18 protein-coding genes are annotated in these 22,285 nt (G+C 72.9%); 4 read left to right on the forward strand and 14 right to left on the reverse strand.

The window, feature by feature from the left end:
• Positions 1 to 45: 45 nt before the first annotated feature.
• Complete coding sequence (locus OG792_RS29090) at positions 46 to 291, forward strand: mycoredoxin (protein WP_329104232.1); 246 nt, start codon at positions 46 to 48, stop codon at positions 289 to 291.
• Positions 292 to 368: 77 nt separating this feature from the next.
• Here the strand turns inward: OG792_RS29090 and OG792_RS29095 are convergent, their stop codons facing one another.
• Positions 369 to 1,607 carry an MFS transporter gene (locus OG792_RS29095; RefSeq protein WP_329104234.1) on the reverse strand — a complete coding sequence of 413 codons (1,239 nt, stop codon included), beginning with the start codon at positions 1,605 to 1,607 and terminating at the stop codon, positions 369 to 371.
• 32 nt (positions 1,608 to 1,639) lie between these two features.
• The gene (locus OG792_RS29100; RefSeq protein WP_329104236.1) at positions 1,640 to 2,137 is read right to left on the reverse strand and encodes a winged helix-turn-helix domain-containing protein; all 498 of its coding nucleotides are present in this window, start codon (positions 2,135 to 2,137) and stop codon (positions 1,640 to 1,642) included.
• A 257-nt stretch (positions 2,138 to 2,394) separates the two neighbouring features.
• Here OG792_RS29100 and OG792_RS29105 point away from each other — a divergent pair, with 257 nt between their 5' ends.
• From OG792_RS29105 to OG792_RS29115, 3 genes are all read left to right on the forward strand, one after another.
• A complete protein-coding gene (locus OG792_RS29105) occupies positions 2,395 to 3,351 on the forward strand; it encodes a helix-turn-helix domain-containing protein (RefSeq protein ID WP_329104238.1) in 957 nt (318 codons plus the stop codon).
• Positions 3,352 to 3,421: 70 nt separating this feature from the next.
• Positions 3,422 to 3,667 carry a DUF397 domain-containing protein gene (locus OG792_RS29110; protein ID WP_329104240.1) on the forward strand — a complete coding sequence of 82 codons (246 nt, stop codon included), beginning with the start codon at positions 3,422 to 3,424 and terminating at the stop codon, positions 3,665 to 3,667.
• Between the two features lie 366 nt (positions 3,668 to 4,033).
• Positions 4,034 to 4,333: a hypothetical protein gene (locus OG792_RS29115; protein ID WP_329104242.1), complete on the forward strand. Its 300-nt coding sequence runs from the start codon at positions 4,034 to 4,036 to the stop codon at positions 4,331 to 4,333.
• Between the two features lie 148 nt (positions 4,334 to 4,481).
• Here OG792_RS29115 and nudC read toward each other — a convergent pair whose 3' ends face one another.
• The 12 genes from nudC to OG792_RS29175 form a co-directional block, all read right to left on the reverse strand.
• Complete coding sequence (nudC, locus tag OG792_RS29120; protein ID WP_329111499.1) at positions 4,482 to 5,417, reverse strand: NAD(+) diphosphatase; 936 nt, start codon at positions 5,415 to 5,417, stop codon at positions 4,482 to 4,484.
• Between the two features lie 11 nt (positions 5,418 to 5,428).
• Complete coding sequence (locus OG792_RS29125) at positions 5,429 to 6,784, reverse strand: M16 family metallopeptidase (protein ID WP_329104244.1); 1,356 nt, start codon at positions 6,782 to 6,784, stop codon at positions 5,429 to 5,431.
• The gene (locus tag OG792_RS29130; protein WP_329104246.1) at positions 6,781 to 8,091 is read right to left on the reverse strand and encodes a M16 family metallopeptidase; all 1,311 of its coding nucleotides are present in this window, start codon (positions 8,089 to 8,091) and stop codon (positions 6,781 to 6,783) included. Before OG792_RS29130 ends, OG792_RS29125 begins: the two co-directional genes overlap by 4 nt.
• Before the next feature lie 9 nt (positions 8,092 to 8,100).
• Positions 8,101 to 9,231: an LLM class flavin-dependent oxidoreductase gene (locus OG792_RS29135; RefSeq protein WP_329104247.1), complete on the reverse strand. Its 1,131-nt coding sequence runs from the start codon at positions 9,229 to 9,231 to the stop codon at positions 8,101 to 8,103.
• A 179-nt stretch (positions 9,232 to 9,410) separates the two neighbouring features.
• Positions 9,411 to 10,937 (reverse strand): FAD/NAD(P)-binding protein, encoded by a 1,527-nt coding sequence (locus OG792_RS29140; protein ID WP_329104249.1) that lies wholly within the window; start codon positions 10,935 to 10,937, stop codon positions 9,411 to 9,413.
• Positions 10,938 to 11,111: 174 nt separating this feature from the next.
• Positions 11,112 to 12,035: a hypothetical protein gene (locus OG792_RS29145; protein ID WP_329104251.1), complete on the reverse strand. Its 924-nt coding sequence runs from the start codon at positions 12,033 to 12,035 to the stop codon at positions 11,112 to 11,114.
• Between the two features lie 165 nt (positions 12,036 to 12,200).
• Positions 12,201 to 12,410 carry a hypothetical protein gene (locus tag OG792_RS29150; protein WP_329104253.1) on the reverse strand — a complete coding sequence of 70 codons (210 nt, stop codon included), beginning with the start codon at positions 12,408 to 12,410 and terminating at the stop codon, positions 12,201 to 12,203.
• Positions 12,411 to 12,710: 300 nt separating this feature from the next.
• Positions 12,711 to 14,021, reverse strand: coding sequence for a DEAD/DEAH box helicase (locus tag OG792_RS29155; protein WP_329104255.1), 1,311 nt, complete (start codon positions 14,019 to 14,021; stop codon positions 12,711 to 12,713).
• A 192-nt stretch (positions 14,022 to 14,213) separates the two neighbouring features.
• Positions 14,214 to 14,417 (reverse strand): transcription antiterminator/RNA stability regulator CspE, encoded by a 204-nt coding sequence (cspE, locus tag OG792_RS29160; RefSeq protein WP_326562658.1) that lies wholly within the window; start codon positions 14,415 to 14,417, stop codon positions 14,214 to 14,216.
• A gap of 225 nt (positions 14,418 to 14,642) precedes the next feature.
• On the reverse strand, positions 14,643 to 18,056 hold the full coding sequence (locus OG792_RS29165) for a UvrD-helicase domain-containing protein (protein WP_329104257.1): 3,414 nt from the start codon (positions 18,054 to 18,056) through the stop codon (positions 14,643 to 14,645).
• Positions 18,053 to 21,643, reverse strand: a complete 3,591-nt coding sequence (locus OG792_RS29170) for an ATP-dependent helicase (protein ID WP_442932321.1) — start codon at positions 21,641 to 21,643, stop codon at positions 18,053 to 18,055. The genes OG792_RS29165 and OG792_RS29170 overlap by 4 nt, the downstream gene beginning before the upstream one ends.
• A 96-nt stretch (positions 21,644 to 21,739) precedes the next feature.
• Positions 21,740 to 22,285, reverse strand: a complete 546-nt coding sequence (locus tag OG792_RS29175) for a TIGR00730 family Rossman fold protein (RefSeq protein WP_329104261.1) — start codon at positions 22,283 to 22,285, stop codon at positions 21,740 to 21,742.

Here is a 22,285-nt window from a genome sequence, read left to right on the forward strand (position 1 = left end):
TACAGCGATTAGCCCGTCGATCGACGACTACTGGAGGACCTGATCATGCTGACCATGTACTCGACGTCCTGGTGTGGCTACTGCCACCGGCTCAAGTCGCAGTTCGATCGGGAGGGGATCGCCTACCAGGTGATCGACATCGAGCAGGACCCGAAGGCAGCCGAGTACGTGATGAGCGTCAACAACGGCAACGCCACCGTCCCCACGGTTCTCTTCCCCAACGGCACCGCCCTGACCAACCCCTCAATAACCCAGGTCAAGCAACACCTAACCACCCCCACCCCCGCCTGACCCGCACCCCTCCCCGTCGTCGTTGATCATGAAGTTAGCGACACGACACGCCGAGCGGCGGTGCGCTAACTTCATGATCAACGAGATTGGGCGGGTAGGGCGTCCAGGGGGACAGGGGGGATGGTGGGGATGGTTTGGGGTGGGGAGAGGTGGCGGCCGGACCAGAGGAAGTGGGCCACGGCGAGCATCGCCGCCGCCATCAGGGCGAAGAGCAGTCGGTAGTCGACCACGCCGACGAGCACCGCGCCGAGGCCGATGGAGAGCGACTGCGGGCCGCTGATCAGCGCCTCGGACGCCGCCGCGACCCGACCCACCAACAACACCGGGGTACGCCGCTGGGTGAGCGTGTTGAGCGAGACGATCACGAGCGGCAGGGCGAAGCCGGCCATCACCATCGCCACGAAGCCGAGCGGCAGATTCGGCTGGACCAGCGCGAGCACCGCCGGCGCGAAGATCGCCACCCCGGTGGCCAGCGTACCGACCTCGCCCAACCGCCCGACGATCGTCGCCGACGACAGGCCGCCGAGCAGGCCACCGATCCCCTGCACGGTCAGCAGTACGCCGACGAAGGCCGGCGGATGGCCCAGCCCCCGGTCGACGTACGCGAAGATCAACGACTCGCTGAAGCCCAGCACCAGCATGGTCAGGGCGGTGCCGAGCACTCCCCGCCGCAGCGCCGGCTCGCCGAACATGTGCCGTACGCCCGCGCCGATCTCGGCCAGCCAGCCCGGCTGCGCCGGGGGCGGAGCGCTTTCGCGTACCCGCATCCGGCTGACCGCGGCGGCCGCGGTGAGGAACCCCAGCCCGCCGAGCGTGGCCAGGGCCCAGCCGCCGACGCCCGCGTACAGGGCCGCCCCGGCCAGCGGGCCGACCAGCCGTAGTCCCTGTTTGACCGTTTGCAGCGCCCCGTTCGCCTCGGCCAGCAGGTCCCCCGGGACGATCTCCTTGATCAGTCCGATCAGGGTCGCGCTGAGCGCGACGTAGGAGAGCCCGTAGAGGGCGCTCACCGCGTAGATGATCCACACGTCGCCCCGGTCGTGCACCGCGTACAGGGGCGTGAGCAGCGCCGCGGTGCACAGGTTGACGGCGACGAAGAACTCGCGCCGCCGGAACCGGTCCACCATCCAACCGACCAGCGGCGCGAGTGCCATCGGCGCGACGATCGCGAAGATGGTCGCCCCGGCCATCCCGTCGGACCCGGTCAGATCCTTGACCCAGATGGCGAGCGCCAGGAGCAGAATCGACTCGGCGACCATGCTGGCGACGAGCCCTCCGAAGAGGAGCCGGAAGTCGGGGCGGCGGAGGATGGCACGCATGGCGAGGGGTCCCTTCGTGCGCGGAAGCGGCGCTAACCGTCGTCGGCGGCGTCCCGCTCGGGTGGCCGCGCCGGCACGCCCCAGGCGATGAACCGGACCGGTCGCGAACCGGGTGATCGGGCATCGGGGCCGGTGAGGCTCGGCAGTGCCGCGCCGACGCGCGGTTCCGGTCCGCGGACACCGTGGGCCGATGCCGGGTCGACCTCACCGGTACGGAACGCCTCCGGGTCGGCGTTGTCGGTATGGAACGCAGCCGGGGCGGCGGGTCCCCAGCGGTAGCGCTGGAGCACGATCCGCCACGGCCGCTGCCGCCCGGTGCCGCCGCCGGCCTCTTCCACGAAGCCGTAGCTAGCCAGCTGACCCAGCTGCCAGGAGCAGTTCGCCGGGCTCTCGCCGACCTGTTCGGAGATCGCCGTCGCGGTGGCGGGGCCGGAGAACGCGACCGCGTCGAGAACGCGCAGTCGCAGCGGGTGGGCCATGGCACGCAGCGCCCGGGGATTCCCGATGTCCCGGACGGCCGGTTGCGGCATGGCCGGAAGCGTAGCTTTCGAAAGCTTTCTTTGGAAAGAGAGCCTTTGTTGGACACGCCGGGACCCGATTCCACGTCAGAGTGCGACGGCCGGCATACTGACCGTGGGGGGCAGTCTGAAATGGTCATCGCCCGGGGTCGCCGGGCTCGACACGAGGTCTGGCACCCGCCGGGCTCGAAACGATCGAGAGCGAGGACCAGTTGCCTCCAGCTCAGTCCAATTCGGCCGAATCCAAGTCGCCCACACCCAGCCCGCTGATGCGCCGCCGTCGGCTCGGCGCCGAACTGCGCCGCCTGCGTGAGTCCGCCCGGCTCACCGGCGACCAGGTCATCGAGCAGATCGGCTGGGCGTCGGCGTCGAAGCTGTCCCGGCTGGAGAACGGACGCAGCCGACCCGACCCGCAGGACGTCGACCTCCTGCTGGAGCTGTACGGGGTCACCGGACCCCTGCGCGAGGATCTCGCCGCCATCACCCGGGAAGCCGGGGACGTACGGGGTTGGCTGCGCTCGTACCCGGTGATGACGCCACGGCAGCGCAGTTTCGCGGAATTCGAGGCCGGTTGCGCCGACATCCGCGAGTACAGCCCGGTGGTCGTACCCGGTCTGTTGCAGACCAGGGAGTACGCCCGGACCCGGATCATCTCGTTCCGTCCCCTCGGCAATCACTCCACCGACGCCGAAAAGTCGGATGTGGAGGATCCGGAGACCGAGGTCGAGGCCCGGATGGCCCGGCAACAGCGGCTCGTCCAGGAGACCCACCCGCCCCGCTACTCGGCGGTGATCGAGGAGGCGTCGCTGAGCCGGCGGGCCGGCCCACCGGAGGTCGTACGCGGGCAGCTCAACCAGCTCTGCAAGCTCGCCGCGCTGCCGCACGTGACGTTGCAGATCCTGCCGGGCCAGGCCAGGATCGCCAACTGGTACCTGCCGCACACCGGCTTCTCGCTCTACCGGTTCGCCGATCCGCAGGACCCGGAGACGTTGGCGATCGAGGGGCACTCGACCAACCAGGTGCTCACCGATCGCGACGAACTGGACCGTTACACGGTGGTCTTCGAGTGGCTCCAGTCGGCCGCGCTCACCGCCGAGGACACCCTGTCCTGGCTGGCCGAAGCGGCCGGGCGCGGGTCCGGCGAGCCGGGCCGGTCCACGCCGACCCGCCTCCCGACCACACCACCGACCCAGCGTCGGCGCACCGAACGCCTGACCGAGCAGTGACCCGTCGGGGCCGGAGACCGTTGGAGGGACGGCCACCCGTCACGATGCGCCTGTCAGGTAGGAGCCGACCATGAACACAGTCCGTTCGATCCCGGTGCCGGACCGGCTCGGCGAGCACCTGGCCGGCGTCGCCTGGCGGACCAGTTCGCGCAGTCAGACGTCCAACTGTGTGGAGGTCGCGCCGCTCGGCGACGAGCGGGCACCGGTGGCACTGCGCGACAGCAAGGACCGCGGCGGGCCGGTGCTGGTGTTCGCCCGTACCCGGTGGTTGGACTTCATCGCCGGGGCCAAGGACGGCGAGTTCGACCTGAACTGAGCGTCCCCTCGCCGAGGGCTGTCCGCTCGCGTACCCGCGCGCCGGCGGCCCTCGGCGGGTCCGGCCGCGAACCGACGGCCATCGGCTCCCGTGGAACCTCTCGGAGCGCTCGGTCACCCTCCACCGCGACGACTCCGGCCCCTGCGCGTCCGTCGGGCGGTCCCGATCGGCCGCTGATCCACAGTGGCACCCGCACTGAGCAGGCATCACCCGAATGGATGACCCGCAAAACCAATCAGCGCGTATCACTTGCCGGCGGCGCTCCCGTGCGTAACATGACGAGTGGAACTACGTGGAAGTTCCACGGATCGACTCCACAGAGTAGTCGTACGATCCCCATCCGTCACGGTTCATCCGGAGACGCCCATGCGGTTTCTGATCGTTCGCACCGACATACGTACCGCGGCCGCCGACGACCTGGCCACGATCTGGGCCGGCGGTGGCCGGCTCCGCGACGAACAGACCTCGCCCGAGCACCGCCGTCAGATCGCCCGCGCGGACGACCTCGACGCCGCCCTGATCCTGGCCCGCGCCCTCTCCACCGTCGGGGCCGTGCGCTCCGGGCGACAGCGGGTCAAGGTGGTGCCGCTGCGCGACGTCGAGTGCACGCCCCACACCGAGTGGCTGGAGCGGCCGGCGATCGGCCGGCCACCCCGCCCCACCTGATGGACGACCGTCGTACGCCGGCCCGGCTCCCCCGCCGCGCACCACGCCACAGCCGGCCACGACGGCTCATGATCTTGGCCCGTGATCGCCGCGGCAACGACGGTCACGGGCCAAGATCGCCCCAGATGAAACCGCTGCGGAACGAGCCTCAGTCGTCGTTCAGCCAGCGGTGGATCAGATACAGCGCGATCGACGACGCCGGGGGCAGGCCCACCCGGAGGTCGGCGTCCGCGGGGACCGACGTACCGGCGATCACGTCGGTGATCTCCCGTCGGCTGAACCAGCGGGCCTGCGCGATCTCGGTCGGGTCCACCCGCACCGGCTGCGCCGGATCGGCCCGAGCCAGGAAACCCAGCATCAGCGAGCCGGGAAACGGCCACGCCTGGCTGCCCGCGTACGCGAGGTGGTCCAGGCCGATGCCGACCTCCTCGGTCACCTCACGGTGCACCGCCGCCTCGGCCGACTCCCCCGGCTCGACATAACCCGCCAGGCAGGAGAACCGGCGGACCCCGTCCCGGGGACGCCAGGCGGCGTTGTTGCCGAGCAGGCACAGCCCCTCCGGACCGGGCTTGCCGTCGTGCACCAGCACGATCATCGCCGGATCCGTACGCGGCCAGACATGGGTGCCGCCGTCGTCGACCCGGGACCAGCCCGCCTCGATCACCGCCGTCGCCAGCCCGGTGGTCGACGAGTACGCGTGCCGCGCGTGCCAGTTGCCCAGGGCGACCGCCGTGGTGAACAGCCCCGCGTCGGAGTCGTCGAGCAGGTGCCCCACGTCGCGCAGGGACACCGCGCGGGTCTCCGGCAGCACCGGCAGCGACGCGTCGACCGCGAAGACCGGGGTCCCGTCCGGCTCCACCCCGAGGAAGAGTCGACCGGTCGCCTCCGCCGGCACGTCCGGCGCGGCCAACAGCACCAGCGCCGGCCGGCCGGCACCCGCGCCGACCAGCGCCCGACCACCACCGGCGATGTCCACCACCAGCACCCGGGCCTGCTGCCACGCGGAAGCCAACCACTCCGGGTCGGCCCGCCGGTGCGCCGCCCGGTCCAGCGTGGTGCGGGCCAGCGGCGGCCCGTCGGCCATCTCCATCCAGGTCACGACGGCAGGGCCGCCGGCTCGACCGGGATCAGCGCGGCGAGCGGCCCGGCGATCCGCGCCGCGTCACCGAGTACGACGGTGACGGCCCCCGACGGAGCCAGGTACTTCGCCGCCGCGGCGGCAACCTCGTCCCGGGTGGCCCGCGCCAACCTCGCCGAGTGCTCCGCCAGGAAGTCCAGCCGCAGCCCGTACCCGGCGTAGACACTCGCCACCGCGGCCAGCCCGGCCTGCGTCGACACGCCCAGTTGGAGGGTGCCCAGGGCGTACTGGCGGGCCTGCTCCAGCTCGTCCTCCTTCGGTGGCAACGAGGCCAGCCGGCCCAACTCGTAGAGCGTCTCCAGCAGCGCCGGACCGGTCACCTCGGTCGCCACGTCCGCCGCCACGACCAGCGCCGAGCCGGCGACACCGTGCTCGATCACCGAGTGCGGCCCGTACGTGTAGCCCTTGTCCTCCCGGATGTTCTCCACCCAGCGCGAGGAGAAATACCCGCCGAAGATCAGGTTCGCCAGGTGCAACGCGGCATGGTCCGGATGGGTACGCGGCACCGCCGGCAGCGCCATCCGCAGCGACGACTGCACCGAGTCCGGCCGGTCGACCAGCACCAGCGGCCCCGACGTCAGCGCCGGCGCGGGCGGCAGTTCGAGTGCCCGCCCCGCACCCTTCCACCGGCCGAGGGTGGCCTCGGCGGCATCCAGCGCCCGCTCCGGGCGTACGTCACCGACGATCACCAGGACCGCGCCGTTGGGGTGCACCCGGTCGGCGTGCAGCGTACGGAGTTGGCCCGGCCGAACCGCCCGCACCTGCTCCGGCTCCGGGGTCTGCACCGCGTACGGGTGCTTGCCGTACATCCGGTGCAGCAGCGCCTCCCGGGCCAGGTGCGACGGCTGGCTCTTGGCGACCTGGATGTGATCGATCATCCGGTCCCGCTCGTTGGTCACCTCGCCGGACGGGTAGGCCGCGTCGGTGAGCACCTCGGCGAGCAGTTCCAGGATCCGGTCCAGGCCGGTGACCAGCCCGTTCCCGGAGATCATCAGCCGGTCCGGGTCAGCACCGGCGGCCAGCCCGCCGCCCACCTTCTGCAACTCGGCGGCAATGTCCAGGTTGGACATCGTGCCGGTGCCGGAGAGCAGGGTCTGCGAGAGCAGCACCGCTCGGGCCAGCGGCGCCCGGCCGAACGGGACCCAGAGGCGCACCTCGACCAGCGGGACCGACGGCCGCCGTACGGCGATCACGGTCAGCCCGTTCGGCAGCGTCCGCTCCGCCTGGGTCGGCACCTTGAGCTTGCGGTTCGGGCCCAGCGCGGGCAGGGTGAGCTTCGCTTCGCTGCTGGCGGAGCTGACGGTGCCGTTCACTTCGCTCCTCCGGGGACGACCTCGACGGCCGCTCGGCGCTCGGGACGCAGGGTGGCGGCGGCCGCGCGTACCTGTTCCTCGGTGACCTCGCCGATCAGCCGGGGCAGGTCGTTGATCAGGTCGGGCGCGCCGCGCTGCTGTTCGAGTACGGCCATCTGCAACGCCCGGCCGAGCACCGCGTCGGTGCCCCGCAGCAGGTGGGTGGCCATCCGAGCCTGGGTCCGGGCCAACTCGCCGTCGACCAGCCCGTCGACCGCGACCCGGGACGTCTCCTCGTCGATCGTGCGCAGCACCTTCTCCACGTCACCGCCGGGCGGCAGGTGCGCCTCCACCAGCAGCGCCGTGGGGTCCCGTACGCCGAACGGCTCACCCATGAAGCCGAGGTAGCCGCCGATGCTGGTCACCGTACGGTCGCGCAGCGCCAGCCGCTCGACCAGCCGGGAGGCGTCGCCGTCGGTCAGCACCTCGGCCAGCACCACGTACGGCAGGTAGCCGGCCAGGTCGGCGACCGGGTCCGGCACCCGCCAGGCCGCCGCGACCGCGGGCAGCGGCGCCAACCGATCGGCGTACGACTGCCGCCGCTCCGCCGTCAGGTCCGGCTCGGCGAAACTCGGCCGGGCCGGCGCCGGCCGGGCCGGTACGGAGTCGAAGTGCCGGCCCACCAGTTCCCTGGTCTGCGCCACGTCCAGGTCCCCGCCGATCGCGAGCACGGCGTTGCCGCAGGCGTAGTAGCGGTCGAAGAAGTCGGCCGCCTCCTCGACGGTGGCGCTCTCCAGGTCGTCGAACGAACCGTAGCCGTCGTGCGCGTTCGCGAACGTGTCGAACATGATCGGTGGCAGCCGCAGCCAGGGGAAACCGCCGTACGGACGGTTGAGCACGTTGACCCGGATCTCCTCCTTGACCACGTCGACCTGGTTGCGCAGGTTCTCCTCGGTCAGCCGGGGACCGCGCATCCGGTCGGCCTCCAGGAAGAGGGCGCGTTCGAGGGCGTTGCTGGGCAGCGTCTCGAAGTAGTCGGTGTAGTCGAGGTGGGTGGAGCCGTTGAAAGTCCCGCCGGCACCCTGCACGTACCTGAAGTGGGCCAGCTTCTCCAGGTTCGCCGAGCCCTGGAACATCAGGTGCTCGAAGAGGTGGGCGAAGCCGGTCCGGCCCTCCGGTTCGGAACGGATGCCGACGTCGTAGACGACCGCCACACCGACCACCGGGGCGCTGCGGTCCTGCGTCAGCACCACCCGCAGACCGTTGTCGAGGGTGAACCGCTCCACCGGATACTTCGTTGCTGGAATCTTTGATCTCCGCGCCGCCACGCCCCGACCCTAGCGCGTCCCCACGCCCGCGTGCGGCGCCGTTGGCCCGACCGGGGACCCCGGATCGGCCGCCGCGCCGAGGCGGGTGAGCGGAAGCACCTCCCGCCCGACCCGGTACGCCTCCTCCAGGTGCGGCCAGGCGGAGAACACGAACTCGTCGACGCCGAGCTCGGCGTACTCGTCGATCCGAGCCGCGACCTCGGCGTAGCTGCCGACGAGCGCGGTCCCGGCGCCCTCGCGGACCAGGCCGACACCGGCCCAGAGGTTCGGCGCGATGGTGAGTCCGCCGGTGTTCCCGCCGTTGAGGGCCGCCATCCGGGCCTGACCGACCGAGTCCATCCGGGCGAACCGGGCGTGCGCGGCGGCGATCCGGTCCGGAGCCATCCCGGCCAGCAGCCTGTCCGCCTCGGCCCACGCCTGCTCGGCGGTCTCCCGGGCGATGACGTGCAACCGCAGACCGGTACGCAGCACCCGGCCGTGCCCGGCGGCGAGCGCGCGGATCCGGGCAACCCGTTCGGCGATGGCGGTCGGCGGCTCACCCCACATCAGGTACACGTCGGCGTGTCGGGCGGCCACCGCCTCGGCCGCCGGGGAGGCACCCCCGAAGTAGATCGGTGGCGGCTCGGCCAGCGGGGTGAGCAGACCGCCGCGCTCGATCCGGTAGTGCTCGCCTGAATAGTCGAACGGCTCGCCCCGCCAGGCCAGCCGCAGCACCTCCAGGCACTCGGCGGTCCGGGCATAGCGCGCGTCGTGGTCGAGAAAATCACCGTACGCCCGCTGCTCGGCCGGGTCGCCGCCGGTGACGATGTTGATCGCGAGCCGGCCGTCGGAGATCGCCTGGAACGCCTCGGCCTGCTGGGCCAACAGGGTCGGCAGGGCAAACCCGGCCCGCACCGCGACCAGCAGTCGCAGCCGGGTGGTGTGCCGGGCAACCGCCGCGCACACGATCCAGGGGTCGGGGCAGCCGGAGCCGACCGGCGTCAACGCCGCGGTGAAGCCGGACTCCTCCGCCGCTGCGGCCACCCGACCCAGGTAGTCGATGGTCGCGACCCGGTCGTGCCGGGCCGCCCCCGCGCGTACGGTCGCGGCGCCGACCTGGTGGCCGTCGCCGGAGGTGGGAAGGAACCAGTGGAAGGTCACGGTCTGCTCGCCTCCCGCGCCGGGGCGCGCTCGATGCTCGGATCCCTATCCCGGTAAGTCCTACTAGTCAGATAGGGATCTTGTCCAGCATCCGGCGCTCCCCGACCGACCATTCCGACTGGTTCGAGCCGGAGGTCAGACTGGTTCGAGCCGGAGGTCAGACTGGTTCGAGCCGGAGGTCAGGCGGTGGCGACGTACGAGCCGGTCTCGCTGTCGAGCGCGGCGAACCGGGCGGCGATACCCCTGGCCTGGCCACGGATCTCCGGTACGGCGGTGGTTTCCCAGAGCCGGCCCCGGCGCGCCGACCCGAGGGTCCAGAGCGGTGCGGTGGGCGTACCGTCCCGGCCCCGGACGGCACCGGTGTCGTCCACGTCCAACCCGAGCCCGTACGGTCCGGTACGGGCGAGCCCGTCGGTCAGCAGCTGTCCCACCAGGGCATCAGCCGACGCGGGCAGCCGCCCGGGACCGGTGCAGTTGACCACCGCGCCGTACCCGTCGAGGCGGGTGTCCTCGGCCACCGGGGACCGGTGCCCCAGCCGGACGTACAGCCCGCCCCCCGGCCTCGGTTCGACGGCCTCGACCACGCCCGCCCGTACCGCCAGCCGGCCGGCCGCCCGCAGCCGCCCGATCTCGTCGGCGATCTCCGGAGCCATCCGGTGCCGGTGCACCTCCCAGTGCCGGGCCAGGTGCCGCAGGAAGCGGTCCCGGTCCGCCGGAGAAAACCCCGACCAGTAGGTGTCCAGCCGAGGGCGCAGACCGTCGACCACGGCCCGCCAGTCGGCACCCGCCTCGACCAGCGCGCGTACCTGCCGGACCAGCCGGCGCAACGACTCCGCCGACTGCGGCAGCGCGGTGGGCACCGCCACCGGCCGGCCCGGCCGATGCTGGGCGTTCGGCAGTAGACCGTGTCGGGAGACGGCGACCATCGGACCGCGCTGTCCGGCGGCGGCCAGGCTCAACGCCACGTCGACCGCGGTGAGACCGGTCCCCACCAGCAGCACCGGCTGGTCGACCGGGACCTCGTCCAGCGCGCCGGGCAGCCACGGGTCGCGAACGTACCCGGAGTTCGGCTCGGCCGCGGCGGGCCAGCGGGCCGCCGGGTCCGTCGAGGCGGGCGGACCGATCGCGAGTACGACCCGGTCCGCCGGCAGCCACTCGCCGGACCCGAGCCGAACCCGGACCCGCCCACGAGATCCGAGTTCGGCGGCGTCTCGTCCGACGGATCCGAATTCGGTAGCGCCTCGTCCGCCGGGTCCGAGATCGGTAGCGCCTCGTCCGACGGATCCGAGTCCTGCGGCGACCGGCCCGGCGGCATCGAACTCGGGGGCGGCGGTGTCGACAATCCGGGTCACCCGGTCGCGGACGATTCGCAACCGTCCCGGCGCGGCCCGCTCGGTCGCTTCGAGGACGTCCCGCAGGTAGTCGCCGTACCAGCTCCGGGGCATGAAGTCACCGGCGGTGGTGGTGGGGCGGCGGACCCGACACCAGTCGAGGAAGTCGCCGGGCGCGTCCGGGTCGGCGCTCATCGTGCCCGCCGGGGAGTTGAGCAGGTGCCATGGTCGGGCCGCGGGTCCGTACGCCACTCCCGTGCCGGGGGACGCGGACGGGTCGACCAGCGTCACCGACGTGGCGGTGTGCCGCAGTAGTTCCCGGCTGACCAGCACGCCGCCACAGCCACCACCCACCACCAGCACCGTCCGGCTCATGCCGCCGCCCCTCGCCGTTGATCCGCAAAATCCTATGTTGAAAGTAGGAGATGATCTACCTCGGCCGCTAGCGAGCGTGACATATTCGGCCGGATCCGAAGACGAATGCCGGACACTCCGGACGGCGACGACAGATCTGGGACGGCAGGGCGGCAGGTCCGCGACGGCGGCAGGTCAGATCGGGCGGACCGAGGCGAGCGCGTCGTCGACCACCCAGTCGAGCTGGCGGTGGGTGCCCGGGATGGAGACGTAGAAGATCGCGGCGGTGGCACGGCCGACGTCGATGCAGGCGACCGCTGCCAACTCGTCGGTCGCCTTCAGCCCCGGCCGGTTGAAGTGCAGCCGGAACACGGTGACCCAGGCGGGCCGACCGCCCAACATGGCCCGTTCGTCGCGGAGCAGCTCCATCCGGCTCGGCTGCGGGTAGTACTCGGCCCGTACGTCGGCCGCCACCTGCCGCCCGACGCACTCCAGGTCGAAGGTGAGAGCGTCGTTCTCGGCAGCCGGTACGGCGGCGGAAAGGATCGACGCATGGTAGTCACTGAACCCGTCGTACGCCGTCTCGGTGACAAAATGCTGCCCCGTCTTGTACGGCACCTCAAGCATGCCGGCGTTCCACACCGTTTCCCACGGCAGCCAGGGCGCCCCGTACGCGGTGTAGGAAATGCCGGCCTCCTCGTCCACCGTGCGGGGCCCGACCGACGGTGACCCGGTCGGCGGTGGCGGGGTGTTCGAGGGCGCCGGGGTGGGCGCCGTCGGTACGCCGGTTGACGGCGGGCACATCCTGGCGAGCGGCGGCCGGGTGTCGGCCGGGGCGGAGAAGTCGTCACCGAACAGGTGCGGGTCCGAGCCGAGGGTCATCGTGAGTACCACGACCAGGCCGGTGACCAGCACCGCTCCGGCGGCGCCACCGAACCACCAGAGCCGCTGCCGCTCGCGTCGCTCGCGCATCCCCGGTGCCGGAAGCGCCACCGGGGACGGCCCGCCAACGGGCGAGCCACCAACGGGCAGGCCGCCGAGCCGGGTTACCGGGCCGGCCGCCCATGCCGTGCCCGGTGTGGGCCGGGACGGCGGCTCGGGTGGCATCGCAGCAGGCATCCCCTCTAGTCAACACCAGCAACGGCCAAGTTGCCGACCAGCCCTGCCCCAGCCTTCGGCCCGCCGCCCGCCAGCTCCCGGCACGCCAGCCCTACGCCAGCTCCCGGCACGCCAGCCCTACGCCAGCTCCCGGCGCGGGGACGGGCTGCGGTGTCCCTCGACCCCTCAGCCGGAGCCGACGAGGTCCGGCTCGACGCTGCCGGCCGCGCGGGGCGGCGGAGCCTGCAACTCGACCACGTGTGGACGGCCGGGGTCGGTCAAGGTGTCGTACCAGGGCGTGAAGGCGGCAAGCAGGGCGAGGAGCAGTCCACTGAGGGCGACCGCGAGCACGACGAGGAATTCCCGTACGGCCCCCGGACCGGCAGTCAAGATCATGACGACCTCCCCATCGGGGAACCCGTCGACCAACCCGCCAGCTCCCCAGGAAACAGGATCACCCATGACCGGACACAACACAGTCATCCATCAGACGCAATCCCAACCCCAACCAGCCCCCACCCCCACCCCCACCCACCGCGCCCCCACCACCCCCACACGCGTCGATCTAGGGCATATACGTGCTTGTTGATCTCCGATCACCACCATTCGCCCTAGATCGCGGGCGAAAGGGGTGGCGGGGGGAGGGGGACGCGCGGAGGGGGGAGGGGGGAGGGGGGAAGGGGGGAGGGGTGGAGGTTAGGCGGGGCGGGGGGTGGTGGGGCGGCGGGGGCGGCGGGTGCGGCCGGAGCTGCGGTGCTGGGCTCGGGGGGAGGCGCCGCCGGGCTGGGCGGGGGCGGGCTGGGCCGGCTTCGGGGCGGCGACGGTCACCGGTACGCCGGACGGGACGCGGGCACCGGTCACCCGGACCAGTTCCGCATCGCCCGGTCGGACCTGTGCCGACTCCGGCCGGATCCCGGCGGTTGCCATCAGCCGGGCCATGTCCCGGCGCTGGTCGGGCGTGACCAGCGTGACGACCGCGCCGGACTCGCCGGCCCTGGCCGTACGACCGCCACGGTGCAGGTAGTCCTTCGCCTCCGTCGGCGGGTCCACGTTCACCACCAGGTCCAGCCCGTCCACGTGGATACCACGGGCCGCCACGTCGGTGGCGACCAGCGCGGTGACCTGGCCGTTGCGGAACTGCTCCAGCACCCGGGTCCGCTGCGGCTGCGACTTGCCACCGTGCAGGGCGGCGGCGCGTACGCCACTGGCCAGGAGTTGCCGGGCCAGCCGGTCGGCGCGGTGCTTCGTACCCGTGAACAGGATCGTCCGGCCCTCGCGGGCGGCGATCTGGGTGGTGGTGGCGGCCTTGTCGGCGGCGTCGAGGTGCAGTACGTGGTGCGTCATCGCGGTGACCGTGGCGGTGCCCGGGTCCACCGAGTGCGACACGGGGTCGGTCAGGAAGCGACGTACCAGCCGGTCGACGCCACGGTCCAGGGTGGCGGAGAAGAGCATCCGCTGCCCGTTCGGCGCGACCTGCTCCAGCAGCCGGGTGACCTGGGGCAGGAAGCCCATGTCGGCCATCTGGTCGGCCTCGTCGAGCACGGTGATGGTGACCTGGTCGAGCCGGCAGTCACCCCGGTTGGTCAGGTCGGCGAGCCGACCCGGCGTGGCGATGACAACCTCGGCACCGGCGCGCAGGGCGTCCGCCTGGCGTTGCAGGGAGAGGCCGCCGACGACGGTGACACAGCGCAGGTTGACCGCGCGGGCGTACGGGGCGAGCGCGGTGGTCACCTGCTGGGCCAGTTCGCGGGTCGGGACCAGCACCAGGGCCAGCGGCTGACCGGGGCGGGCCCGGCGGCCGGCGGTACGGGAGAGCAGCGGGAGCCCGAAGGCGAGCGTCTTGCCGGATCCGGTGCGGCCCCGGCCGAGCACGTCCCGCCCGGCGAGCGAGTCGGGCAGGGTGGCGGACTGGATCGGGAACGGCTCGGTGATGCCATTCGCCACCAGCGCGGTACGCAGCGCGGGGGCGAGCGGGGCGTCGGTGAACGACGCGATGGCATGGGTCATGGATAGCACCTTCCTCAAGGCGGCACGTGTCGAGGAAGGTGCCCGTGGGGCACTGGCCGCCGGGAGCCGTGAATGGCTCCACCAGCGATCGCAAGCACGAACCGATGGGAATACGCGGGGCCGGCCCGCGCCAGCATGGCGCGGGCCGGTCACGTCACCGCGCCCGGCGGGCGCAGTGGGGTGTAACTGGGTTCAGATCAGCCGGATGTTCTCGGCCTGCGGGCCCTTCTGGCCCTGGGTCACCTCGAACTCGACCCGCTGGTTCTCGTCCAGGCTCCGGTAGCCGGAGGACTGGATCGCCGAGAAGTGGGCGAAGACGTCGGCGCCGCCGCCGTCCGGGGTGATGAAGCCGAAGCCCTTGTCAGCGTTGAACCACTTGACGGTGCCAATTGCCATTTGTTTCGTCTCCTTGACGGAACGATCGGTCCCGCACTTTTGCGGGCCGAAGAGAATCGCCCGCGCCCGGCAGGCGCGGATCGGTGTCGCCCCCTGGTCGCCCCGCCCGGAGAACTCCGGACATAACAAAGAGCGCCTGGGTTACAATCCCGCAGGCGCACACAGAGTCTCTGGGAACCAAAACTGCAACTTGGTCAGCCTAGCACGTACCGGCCGGAACATCTATCAAGCCACCGGCAGTTCGGTGATCAGCGCCGCCAGACCGTCGGCGTCGAGCAGGTCGACCGGGCGCACGGTGACCCCCTCGCGTACGTAGTGGAAGGCGGCCCGGACCTGCTCCAACGGCACGCCGGCCAACTCCGCCCAGGCCAGCCGGTACGCGGCCAGCTGCACCGCCGCCGCATCCGCCGCCGGCCCCTCGGGGACCCGCCCGGTCTTCCAGTCGATCACGTCGAACCGGCTGCCGGGCCCGCTGAACACCGCGTCCATCCGCCCCCGGACCACCACCCCGGCGACCACTGTGGCAAATGGCACCTCCACCTCGGTCGGCACCCGGTCGGCCCACTCGCTGGCCAGGAACCGCTGCTGCAACTCGACCAGCGCCTCGTCCGGGGCGGCGTCCTCGTCGGCCGCTCCGGGCAGCTCGTCGATGTCGAGCAGCCGGCCGGCCCCGAACCGCTGCTCCAGCCAGGCGTGGAAGGCGGTCCCCCGGCGGGCGTACGGGTCCGGCCGGGCCGGCATCGGCCGGCGCAGCGTACGGGCCAGCGTGTGCGGATCGCGACGCAACGCCACCAGTTGCGATACGGAGAGGTGACCGGGGAGCGTTACCTCGATCGGCCCGACCCGCTGGGCCAGTTCGGCCCGCTCGGCGAGCAGCAGGTCCGCCTCCCGCCGCCACCGGTCGGGATCCGGATCGGCAACGGGATCACCATCCGGATCGGCGCCAACGTCGGCAGCCGGCTCGGCGGCCGGGCTGGCCGGCGACAGTGGAGCGGTGTCGGCGGCCATCTGCTGGCGGACCAGGGCCGCCGCGTCGGCCATCGCCGGCCGTCGACCGCCCAGCGGGTCGGCCGGCCACTCGGCCTTCAGCACCACCTCGGTGGTCGGGTTGACCGCGTCACCGGCCGGCTCGGGCGCCCAGGCGTCGATCACGTAACCGTCGCCGGCCAGGCAGCGGTCGTACACCTCGCGCAGGAAGACCGACGGACCGCGAGCGAGCTTCGCCCCGTCTCCCCACCAGTAGCCGGAGCAGAGCAGCAGCCGCCGGGGTCGGGTGACCGCCACGTACGCGAGCCGGCGCTCCTCGCGTTCGTCGTGTGCCCGCCACCGTTCGGTGAAGGTGGTCAGCGCCTTCATCACGCCCTTCTGGTCGGCCACCTCGTCAAGGTCCAGCACCGGCAGCCCGTCGGCGTCACCGCGCAGCGGGAACGGCAGCACCCCCAGGCCGAGCAGGTAGTGGTCGGAGTTGCGGACCGGTCCGGGCCAGACGCCACGGGTCAGCCCGGCGACCGCGACCACGTCCCATTCGAGGCCCTTCGCGGCGTGCGCGGTGACGATCTGCACCGCGCCCTCCATCACCTCCAGCTCGCCCGGTGCCAGTCCCCGCTCCTCCTCCTCGGCGGCGGCGAGGAAGGCCAGGAAGCCGGAGAGGGAGGCGTTGGTCGAGTCACCGGAGAACCGGGCGGCGACGTCGCCGAGGGCGTCCAGGTGGCCGCGGGCCAGGCCGGCGTCGCCGCCCCGGCCGTCCGTACCGGCCCGGACGGCGACCTCCACCTCCAGGCCGATGGTCCGCTCCACGTCCGCGACCAGGTCGGGCAGCGACTGGTCGAGGCGGTGCCGGAGCAGGCCGAGTTCCAGGCCGTACGCGCGCAGCCGGGCATAGCCCTCGGCCGAGTACAACTGCGGCGGCCCGAGATCGGCCAGCGCCTCGACCAGGGTGGCGTCGTCCAGCCGGTCGGTGCTGATCTCGGGCTCGGCGTCGCCGTCGGCGCGCGGCAGTTCCCGCCGGGCGGTGGCGATGGCCCGGGAGCGTTTGTGCAACGCCACCAGGTCACGCGGGCCGATCCGCCACCGGGCGCCGGTGAGCAGCCGGAGCAGGGCGGCACCGTCGGTCGGGTCGGCGAGCACCCGCAGGGTGCAGACCACGTCGCGTACCTCGGGGGTGTCCAGCAGGCCGCCGAGGCCGACCACCTCGACCGGCAGTCCCCGCTCGCGCAGGGCCGCCTCGATGGCCGGGATCTGGCTGCGTACCCGGACCAGCACGGCGCTGGTCGGCCGCCGGTCGACCGGGATGTGCTCGGGCAGCGCCGACGGCATCCGGGCCGCCCCCCGCCAGGCGGCGAGCAGGCTGTCCGCGATCCAGTCGGCCTCTTCCTCGTACGTGGACAGCAGCGCGCAGTGCACGGTCCCGCCGGCGGCCCCGCGTGCCGTCCGGCCGGGGATCGGGTCCTTCACCCGCATCGCCGCGGCCAGCTCGCTCACCCGGGCACCGGCGGCCCGCAGTGGAACCGCGAGCCCGTTGGCCACGCCGAGGATCTCCGGCCGGTTCCGCCAACTCGTGGTGAGCGTCAGGGTACGGGCGGGGCGGCCACCGGTGTGGTTGAACTCGGTCGGGAACCGGTCCAGGGTGCCGGCGCTCGCCCCGCGCCAGCCGTAGATGGACTGGCACGGGTCGCCGACGGCGGTGACCGGGTGCCCGCCGCCGTAGAGCGCCCGCAGCAGCACCACCTGGGCGTGGCTGGTGTCCTGGTACTCGTCGAGCAGCACCACCCGGAAACGCTCGCGTTCGATCGCGCCGACCTCCGGGTGGTCCCGGGCCACCCGGGCCGCTCGGGCCATCTGGTCGCCGAAGTCCATCGCCTCGAAGTCGTCCTTGCGCTGGTCGTACGCGCGGACCAGGGGCATCAGCTTGAGCCGGATCTGCTGGATGGTGAGCGCCTTGCGGACGTCGGCGTAGATCCTGCCCGGCTGGGCGCTGACCTCGGCGTAGAACCTGCCCGTCCAGGCGGCGAGCTCGTCCGGGGTGACCAGGTGCTCGGCCAGTTCACCGGCGAGGGCGAGCACCGCGTCGGTGATGGTGCTCGGCATCCGGTCGACGTCGGACATGTCGCCGTCGTAGGTGCGGACCAGCAGGTCGGCGAGCTGCCACCGGGAGGCTTCGGTGAGCAGCCGGGTGGACGGCTCGTACCCGGCCCGCAGCCCGTGCTCGGTGACGATCCGGGCCGCGTACGAGTGGTACGTGGCCACCGTCGGCTCGCCACCGAGCGGGTCGCCGTCGGGGTCCCGACCGTCCCGCCCGAGCCTGCGCACCAACTGGTCGAGCCGGGTACGGATCCGGTGCGCGAGTTCACCGGCCGCCTTACGGGTGAAGGTGAGCCCGAGCACCTGCTCGGGTCGGGCGTACCCGTTGGCCACCAGCCAGACCACCCGGGCGGCCATCGTCTCGGTCTTGCCCGAGCCGGCCCCGGCGACGACCAGCAACGGTTCGACGGGCGCGGCGATGATCGCCGCCTGTTCCCGGGTCGGTGCGTGCTCCATCCGGAGCAGCTTGGCCAGCTCGAACGGGGTGTAGCGCGGGCCGGCGTCGGCTGCCCGCGTCGGCGGCGGTGCCGGCGCGGCGAACAGCGACGACTGGCTCAATCCTGCTCTCCACGCTGGGTCGGCGGCGTCATCCCCGGCCGCCGGGCGGGCGGTTCGACCACCTGGCGGCCCTTGCCGGAGACCGGGCAGCTGGTCCGGACCGGGCAGACCCGGCACTTGCTGTTGGCGACCGCGGCGAAGGTCGAAGCGGCCATCGTATCGGCGGTGCGTCGGACCATCGCCCGCGCCCAGCCGGCCTCGTCGGCCGACCCGACCGGAGCCTGGCCCTGTTCCTTGGCGTCCTTGGTGCCGGTGCCGAGCTGCACCAGGGCCGCTCCGCCGGAGGAGTCGCCGAACTCGGCGAACGCGCCCGCCTCGACCGCCGCCTGGTACGCGCCGAGCTGCGGGTGTTCGGCCAGCTCGGTGCCGGTGACCGCGGTGGACTTGCCGGTCTTGAGGTCGATCACCACCAGCCGGCCGTCGGCGTCGACCTCCAGCCGGTCCACCCGCCCGGTCAGCTCGATCGGCCGGACGGGGTCGTCCAGCCGGACCGCGAACTCGTGCTCGATGGCGAGCAGCCGACGCGGGTTGCTGGCCAGCCAGCGGAGCAGCTTGTCGACCATCGCCTCGGCCCGCTGCTGCTCCGGACCGGCCATCCACTGCGCGGCCAGGTCGATCACGTCGAACCGGGCGGTGACGTACTCGATGAGTTGGGAGCGGTCGGCGCTGGCGTCCTCGGCCAGCATGGCGGCGGCGTGCACCAGGTTGCCCACGCCCTGCGCACCGCTGGCCGGGGCCGCGCCGCCGTGCCGTTCCAGCAGCCAGCGCAGGCTGCACCGGAGCGCACTTTCCATGGTGGACGGGGTGACCCGGACCGGTTCGCCCTCGTCGACCAGCGGCCGGTCGTCGGAGAGCGCCCGCAGGCCCCACCAGTCGTCCGGGTGGGCGCCGGGCACACCGGCTACGGCGAGCCGGGCGAGCTGGGCCGCAGCCGCCTGCCGCCGCTGGTCGGACGCGGCCGGGTCGACCACCACCGTACGCAGCTCCGCCACGAGCGCCGGCAGCGTGAGCGCCCTCGGTGCCCGCTCCACCGGCAACTCCCCCGGCTCCTCCCCCGCCTGCGATGCCTCCGCCTGCGATGCCTCCGCTGCCTTTGCTACCGCCGCCGGTTGCGGCACCACCGGTTGCGGCACTGCCGTCGCCTGCGGAGCGGGGCCGTTCGAGCCCTGCGGAACCGGGCCGTTCGAGCCCTGCGGAACCGGGCCGTTCGAGCCCTGCGGAACCGGGCCGTTCGAGCCCTGCGGAGCGGGGCCCGGCGGGCCGTCCGGGGCGGGCGACGGGGAAGGATCCGGGGCGGACGAACCGACCGGGCGGGAGCCGGGGTCGGCCGGAGGGGCCAGCTCGTAGAGGAACCGACTCGGCTGCTCCTCGTGGTCCATCCCGCCGACCGCCGCCGAGGCGACCGCGCTGACCAGCAGCCGGCGCCGGGCCCGGGTGACCGCCACGTAGAACAGTCGGCGCTCCTCGTCCAGCAACGCCGAGGTCTGCCCGACCAGGCTGGCCGCCAGCCCGGTGCCGTCGGACCGGCCGGCGAGCACCTCGACCAGCCGCTCCGAGCCGAGCAGGCTGCCGCGCAGCCGCAGGTCCGGCCAGGTCCCCTCCTGTACGCCGGCCACCGCGACCAGGTCCCATTCGAGTCCCTTGGCCGCGTGTGCGGTCAGCAGCCGGACCGCCTCGCCGGGATCGGCGCTCGGCGCCAGGGTGTCGGCCGGCAACTGCTGACCCAGCACGTGGTCGAGGAACACCTCGGTACGGGCACCCGGCAGCCGGTCGACAAACCGGGCGGCGGCGTCGAAGAGCACCACTATCGCGTCCAGGTCCCGGTCGGCGGCGGCAGCCCGCCAGCGGGGCGCGTTCTCGCCCTCGCCGGTGGCGGTCCGGCCCCGGCCGATCGCGCCCGACCAGCGTTCCGCCAGCCCGCTGTCCTGCCAGATCGCCCAGAGCACCTGTTCGGCGGTGGCGCCGGGGGCGGCCGCGGCCGTTCGAGCGGTGGCGAGCAGCCCGGCGACCGTCTGGGCCGGTGCCGCCCAGCGTCGTTCGATCGCGGCCAGTTCGGCCGGGTCGCGCAGCGCCTCGACCAGCAGTTCCCCCGAGGGTCGGCGGTCACCGGCGGCCAGCGCGAGTGCGCGCAGGCCCTGCCGCAGCCGCCGTTGCGCCAGCGGGTCGGCCCCGCCGAGCGGCGAGTGCAGCAGCGCGACCGCCGCCTCCTCGTCCAGCCGGCTCGGCTCCAGCGCGCAGCGCAGCAGCAGCAACAGCGGCGCCACCGCCGGTTGCAGGTGCAGCGGCAGATCCTCGGCGTGTACGACGGTCGGCACCCCGGCGGCCTGGAGCGCCCGCTGGAGCGAGGGCAGTTGCCGGGGCGCCGAGCGGACCAGCACCGCCATCCGGGACCAGGGCATCCCGTCGATCAGGTGGGCGGCGCGCAGCGCGTGTGCCAGGTACGCCGCCTCGCCGGTTGCGGAACGGAACGTACGGACCTCGACGGTGCCGGGGTCGGTGTCCGGTAGTGGTGCCAGTTGCCGGTGCGCGATCGGTCCGCGCAGCCGGCGGGACACCCGGGCGGCGGCACCGAGCAGACCGGCACCGCCCCGGTAACCGGTGCCCAGCAGGACGGTTCGGGCCGGCGCGCCGGAGGCGGTACGGAACCGGTGTGGGAAGGCGGCGACGCCGGCCGGGTCGGCACCCCGGAACGCGTACGTGGAGGAGTCCGGGTCGGCGAACGCAACCAGTGGCTTGCCACCTCCCGCCACCAGGTTCAGCAGTTCGAGCTGGGCCGGGTCGGTGTCGGCGAGTTCGTCGACGTAGACGTACGTCAACCGGCGGCGCTCGGCGGCCAGCAGTTCGGGGTCGTCGGCGAGCAGTCCGCTGGCGGCTCGGACCAGTTCCGCCGGGTCGTACGCGATCGAGCCCCGGCCGGTCGCGTCGCGCAGCGCCAGTACGGCCACGTACTCGCGCAGGAAGCGGGCGGCGGCGGGCCAGTCGGCCCGGCCCAGGCGCTCGCCGAGCCGGGCCAACTCGACCGGTCCGACCCCGCGTTCGGCGGCGCGTTGCATCAGGTCACGGAGCTGGCCGGCGAAGGCCCTGGTGCGCAGCGCCGGCCGGAGCTGTTCGGGCCAGCCGATCCGGTCGGCCGGTGCGTCCGGGTCGGCCGGGCTCTGCTCGCCGACCACGTCGAGCAGCTCACGGATGATCAGGTCCTGCTCGGGTCCGGTGAGCAGTCGGGGTGACGGCTCGCCGCGTTCGGCCGCGGCCCGGCGCAGCAGGCCGAAGGCGTAACCGGGGAAGGTGCGTACCAGGGGTTCGTGCATGACGCGGGCGCCGATGCCGGTGACCCGGGCCTCGATCCGGTGGCGCAGCGCGGTGGCGGCCCGCCGGCCGAAGGTCAGCACCAGGATCCGTTCCGGGTCGACCCCCTCGGCCACCCGCGCGGCCACCGCCTCGACCACGGTGCCGGTCTTACCGGTGCCCGGCCCGCCGAGTACGAGCAGCGGCCCGTCGACGTGCTCGACCACCTGCTGTTGCCGGGGGTCGGCAATCCGCGCCGGCACGGCCTCGGCCGGCCGGCGAACCAGCTGGTACGCCTGCACGCCGCCCATCACACCATGCCGCCCCGACGCTCGTGGGTAGGCAGGGGCTGCCTGTTGCCGTCGGCCGACCCGATCGGGTCACCGGGCGGTTGCGCCTCAGTTGAGGCGGGCTTCGATGGCGTCCAGCGCGGCGCCCACCGAGTCGACCACTACCAGCAGGTTCATCGCCCGCTGGTGGGCGAAGCGGCTGGGGGCGAGTCCGTACAGCCAGTCGAGCAGGCCGGTGTAGAAGCCGTCCTGGTCGAGCAGCACCACCGGCTTGTGGTGCATGGCCAGCGTGGCCATGGTCCAGACCTCGAAGAGTTCGTCGAGGGTGCCGAGCCCGCCGGGCAGGGTGAGAAACGCGTCCGACTTGTCGATCATCGCGATCTTGCGGCTGGCCATGCCGTCGGTGATCACCAACTCGTCGGCGTTGCGGTCGGCGACCTCCAGGTCGACCAGCGCCTGCGGGATGATGCCGAGGGTGTGCCCACCGGCGGCGCGGGCGCCGTCGGCGAGCGCCCCCATCATGCCGACGCAGCCGCCGCCGGAGACCAGGGTGTGGCCACGTCGGGCGAGTTCAACACCGGTCTCGGTGGCGAGGTCGAGCCAGCGCTGGTCGAGCGTACGGGAGGAGGCGCAGAAAACGCAGATGGCGGCCAT

The sequence above is a fragment of the Micromonospora sp. NBC_01699 genome, assembly GCF_036250065.1.
Lineage (GTDB): Bacteria > Actinomycetota > Actinomycetes > Mycobacteriales > Micromonosporaceae > Micromonospora_G.

Coding starts and splice junctions, on each gene's coding strand:
- OG792_RS29095 (WP_329104234.1), bottom strand. CDS start 1,607: ATGCGTGCCATCCTCCGCCGCCCCGACTTCCGGCTCCTCTTCGGAGGG.
- OG792_RS29145 (WP_329104251.1), bottom strand. CDS start 12,035: ATGCCTGCTGCGATGCCACCCGAGCCGCCGTCCCGGCCCACACCGGGC.
- cspE (WP_326562658.1), bottom strand. CDS start 14,417: ATGGCAATTGGCACCGTCAAGTGGTTCAACGCTGACAAGGGCTTCGGC.
- OG792_RS29090 (WP_329104232.1), top strand. CDS start 46: ATGCTGACCATGTACTCGACGTCCTGGTGTGGCTACTGCCACCGGCTC.
- OG792_RS29155 (WP_329104255.1), bottom strand. CDS start 14,021: ATGACCCATGCCATCGCGTCGTTCACCGACGCCCCGCTCGCCCCCGCG.
- OG792_RS29115 (WP_329104242.1), top strand. CDS start 4,034: ATGCGGTTTCTGATCGTTCGCACCGACATACGTACCGCGGCCGCCGAC.
- OG792_RS29175 (WP_329104261.1), bottom strand. CDS start 22,285: ATGGCCGCCATCTGCGTTTTCTGCGCCTCCTCCCGTACGCTCGACCAG.
- OG792_RS29100 (WP_329104236.1), bottom strand. CDS start 2,137: ATGCCGCAACCGGCCGTCCGGGACATCGGGAATCCCCGGGCGCTGCGT.
- OG792_RS29105 (WP_329104238.1), top strand. CDS start 2,395: ATGCGCCGCCGTCGGCTCGGCGCCGAACTGCGCCGCCTGCGTGAGTCC.
- OG792_RS29150 (WP_329104253.1), bottom strand. CDS start 12,410: ATGATCTTGACTGCCGGTCCGGGGGCCGTACGGGAATTCCTCGTCGTG.
- OG792_RS29110 (WP_329104240.1), top strand. CDS start 3,422: ATGAACACAGTCCGTTCGATCCCGGTGCCGGACCGGCTCGGCGAGCAC.
- OG792_RS29140 (WP_329104249.1), bottom strand. CDS start 10,937: ATGAGCCGGACGGTGCTGGTGGTGGGTGGTGGCTGTGGCGGCGTGCTG.
- nudC (WP_329111499.1), bottom strand. CDS start 5,417: ATGGCCGACGGGCCGCCGCTGGCCCGCACCACGCTGGACCGGGCGGCG.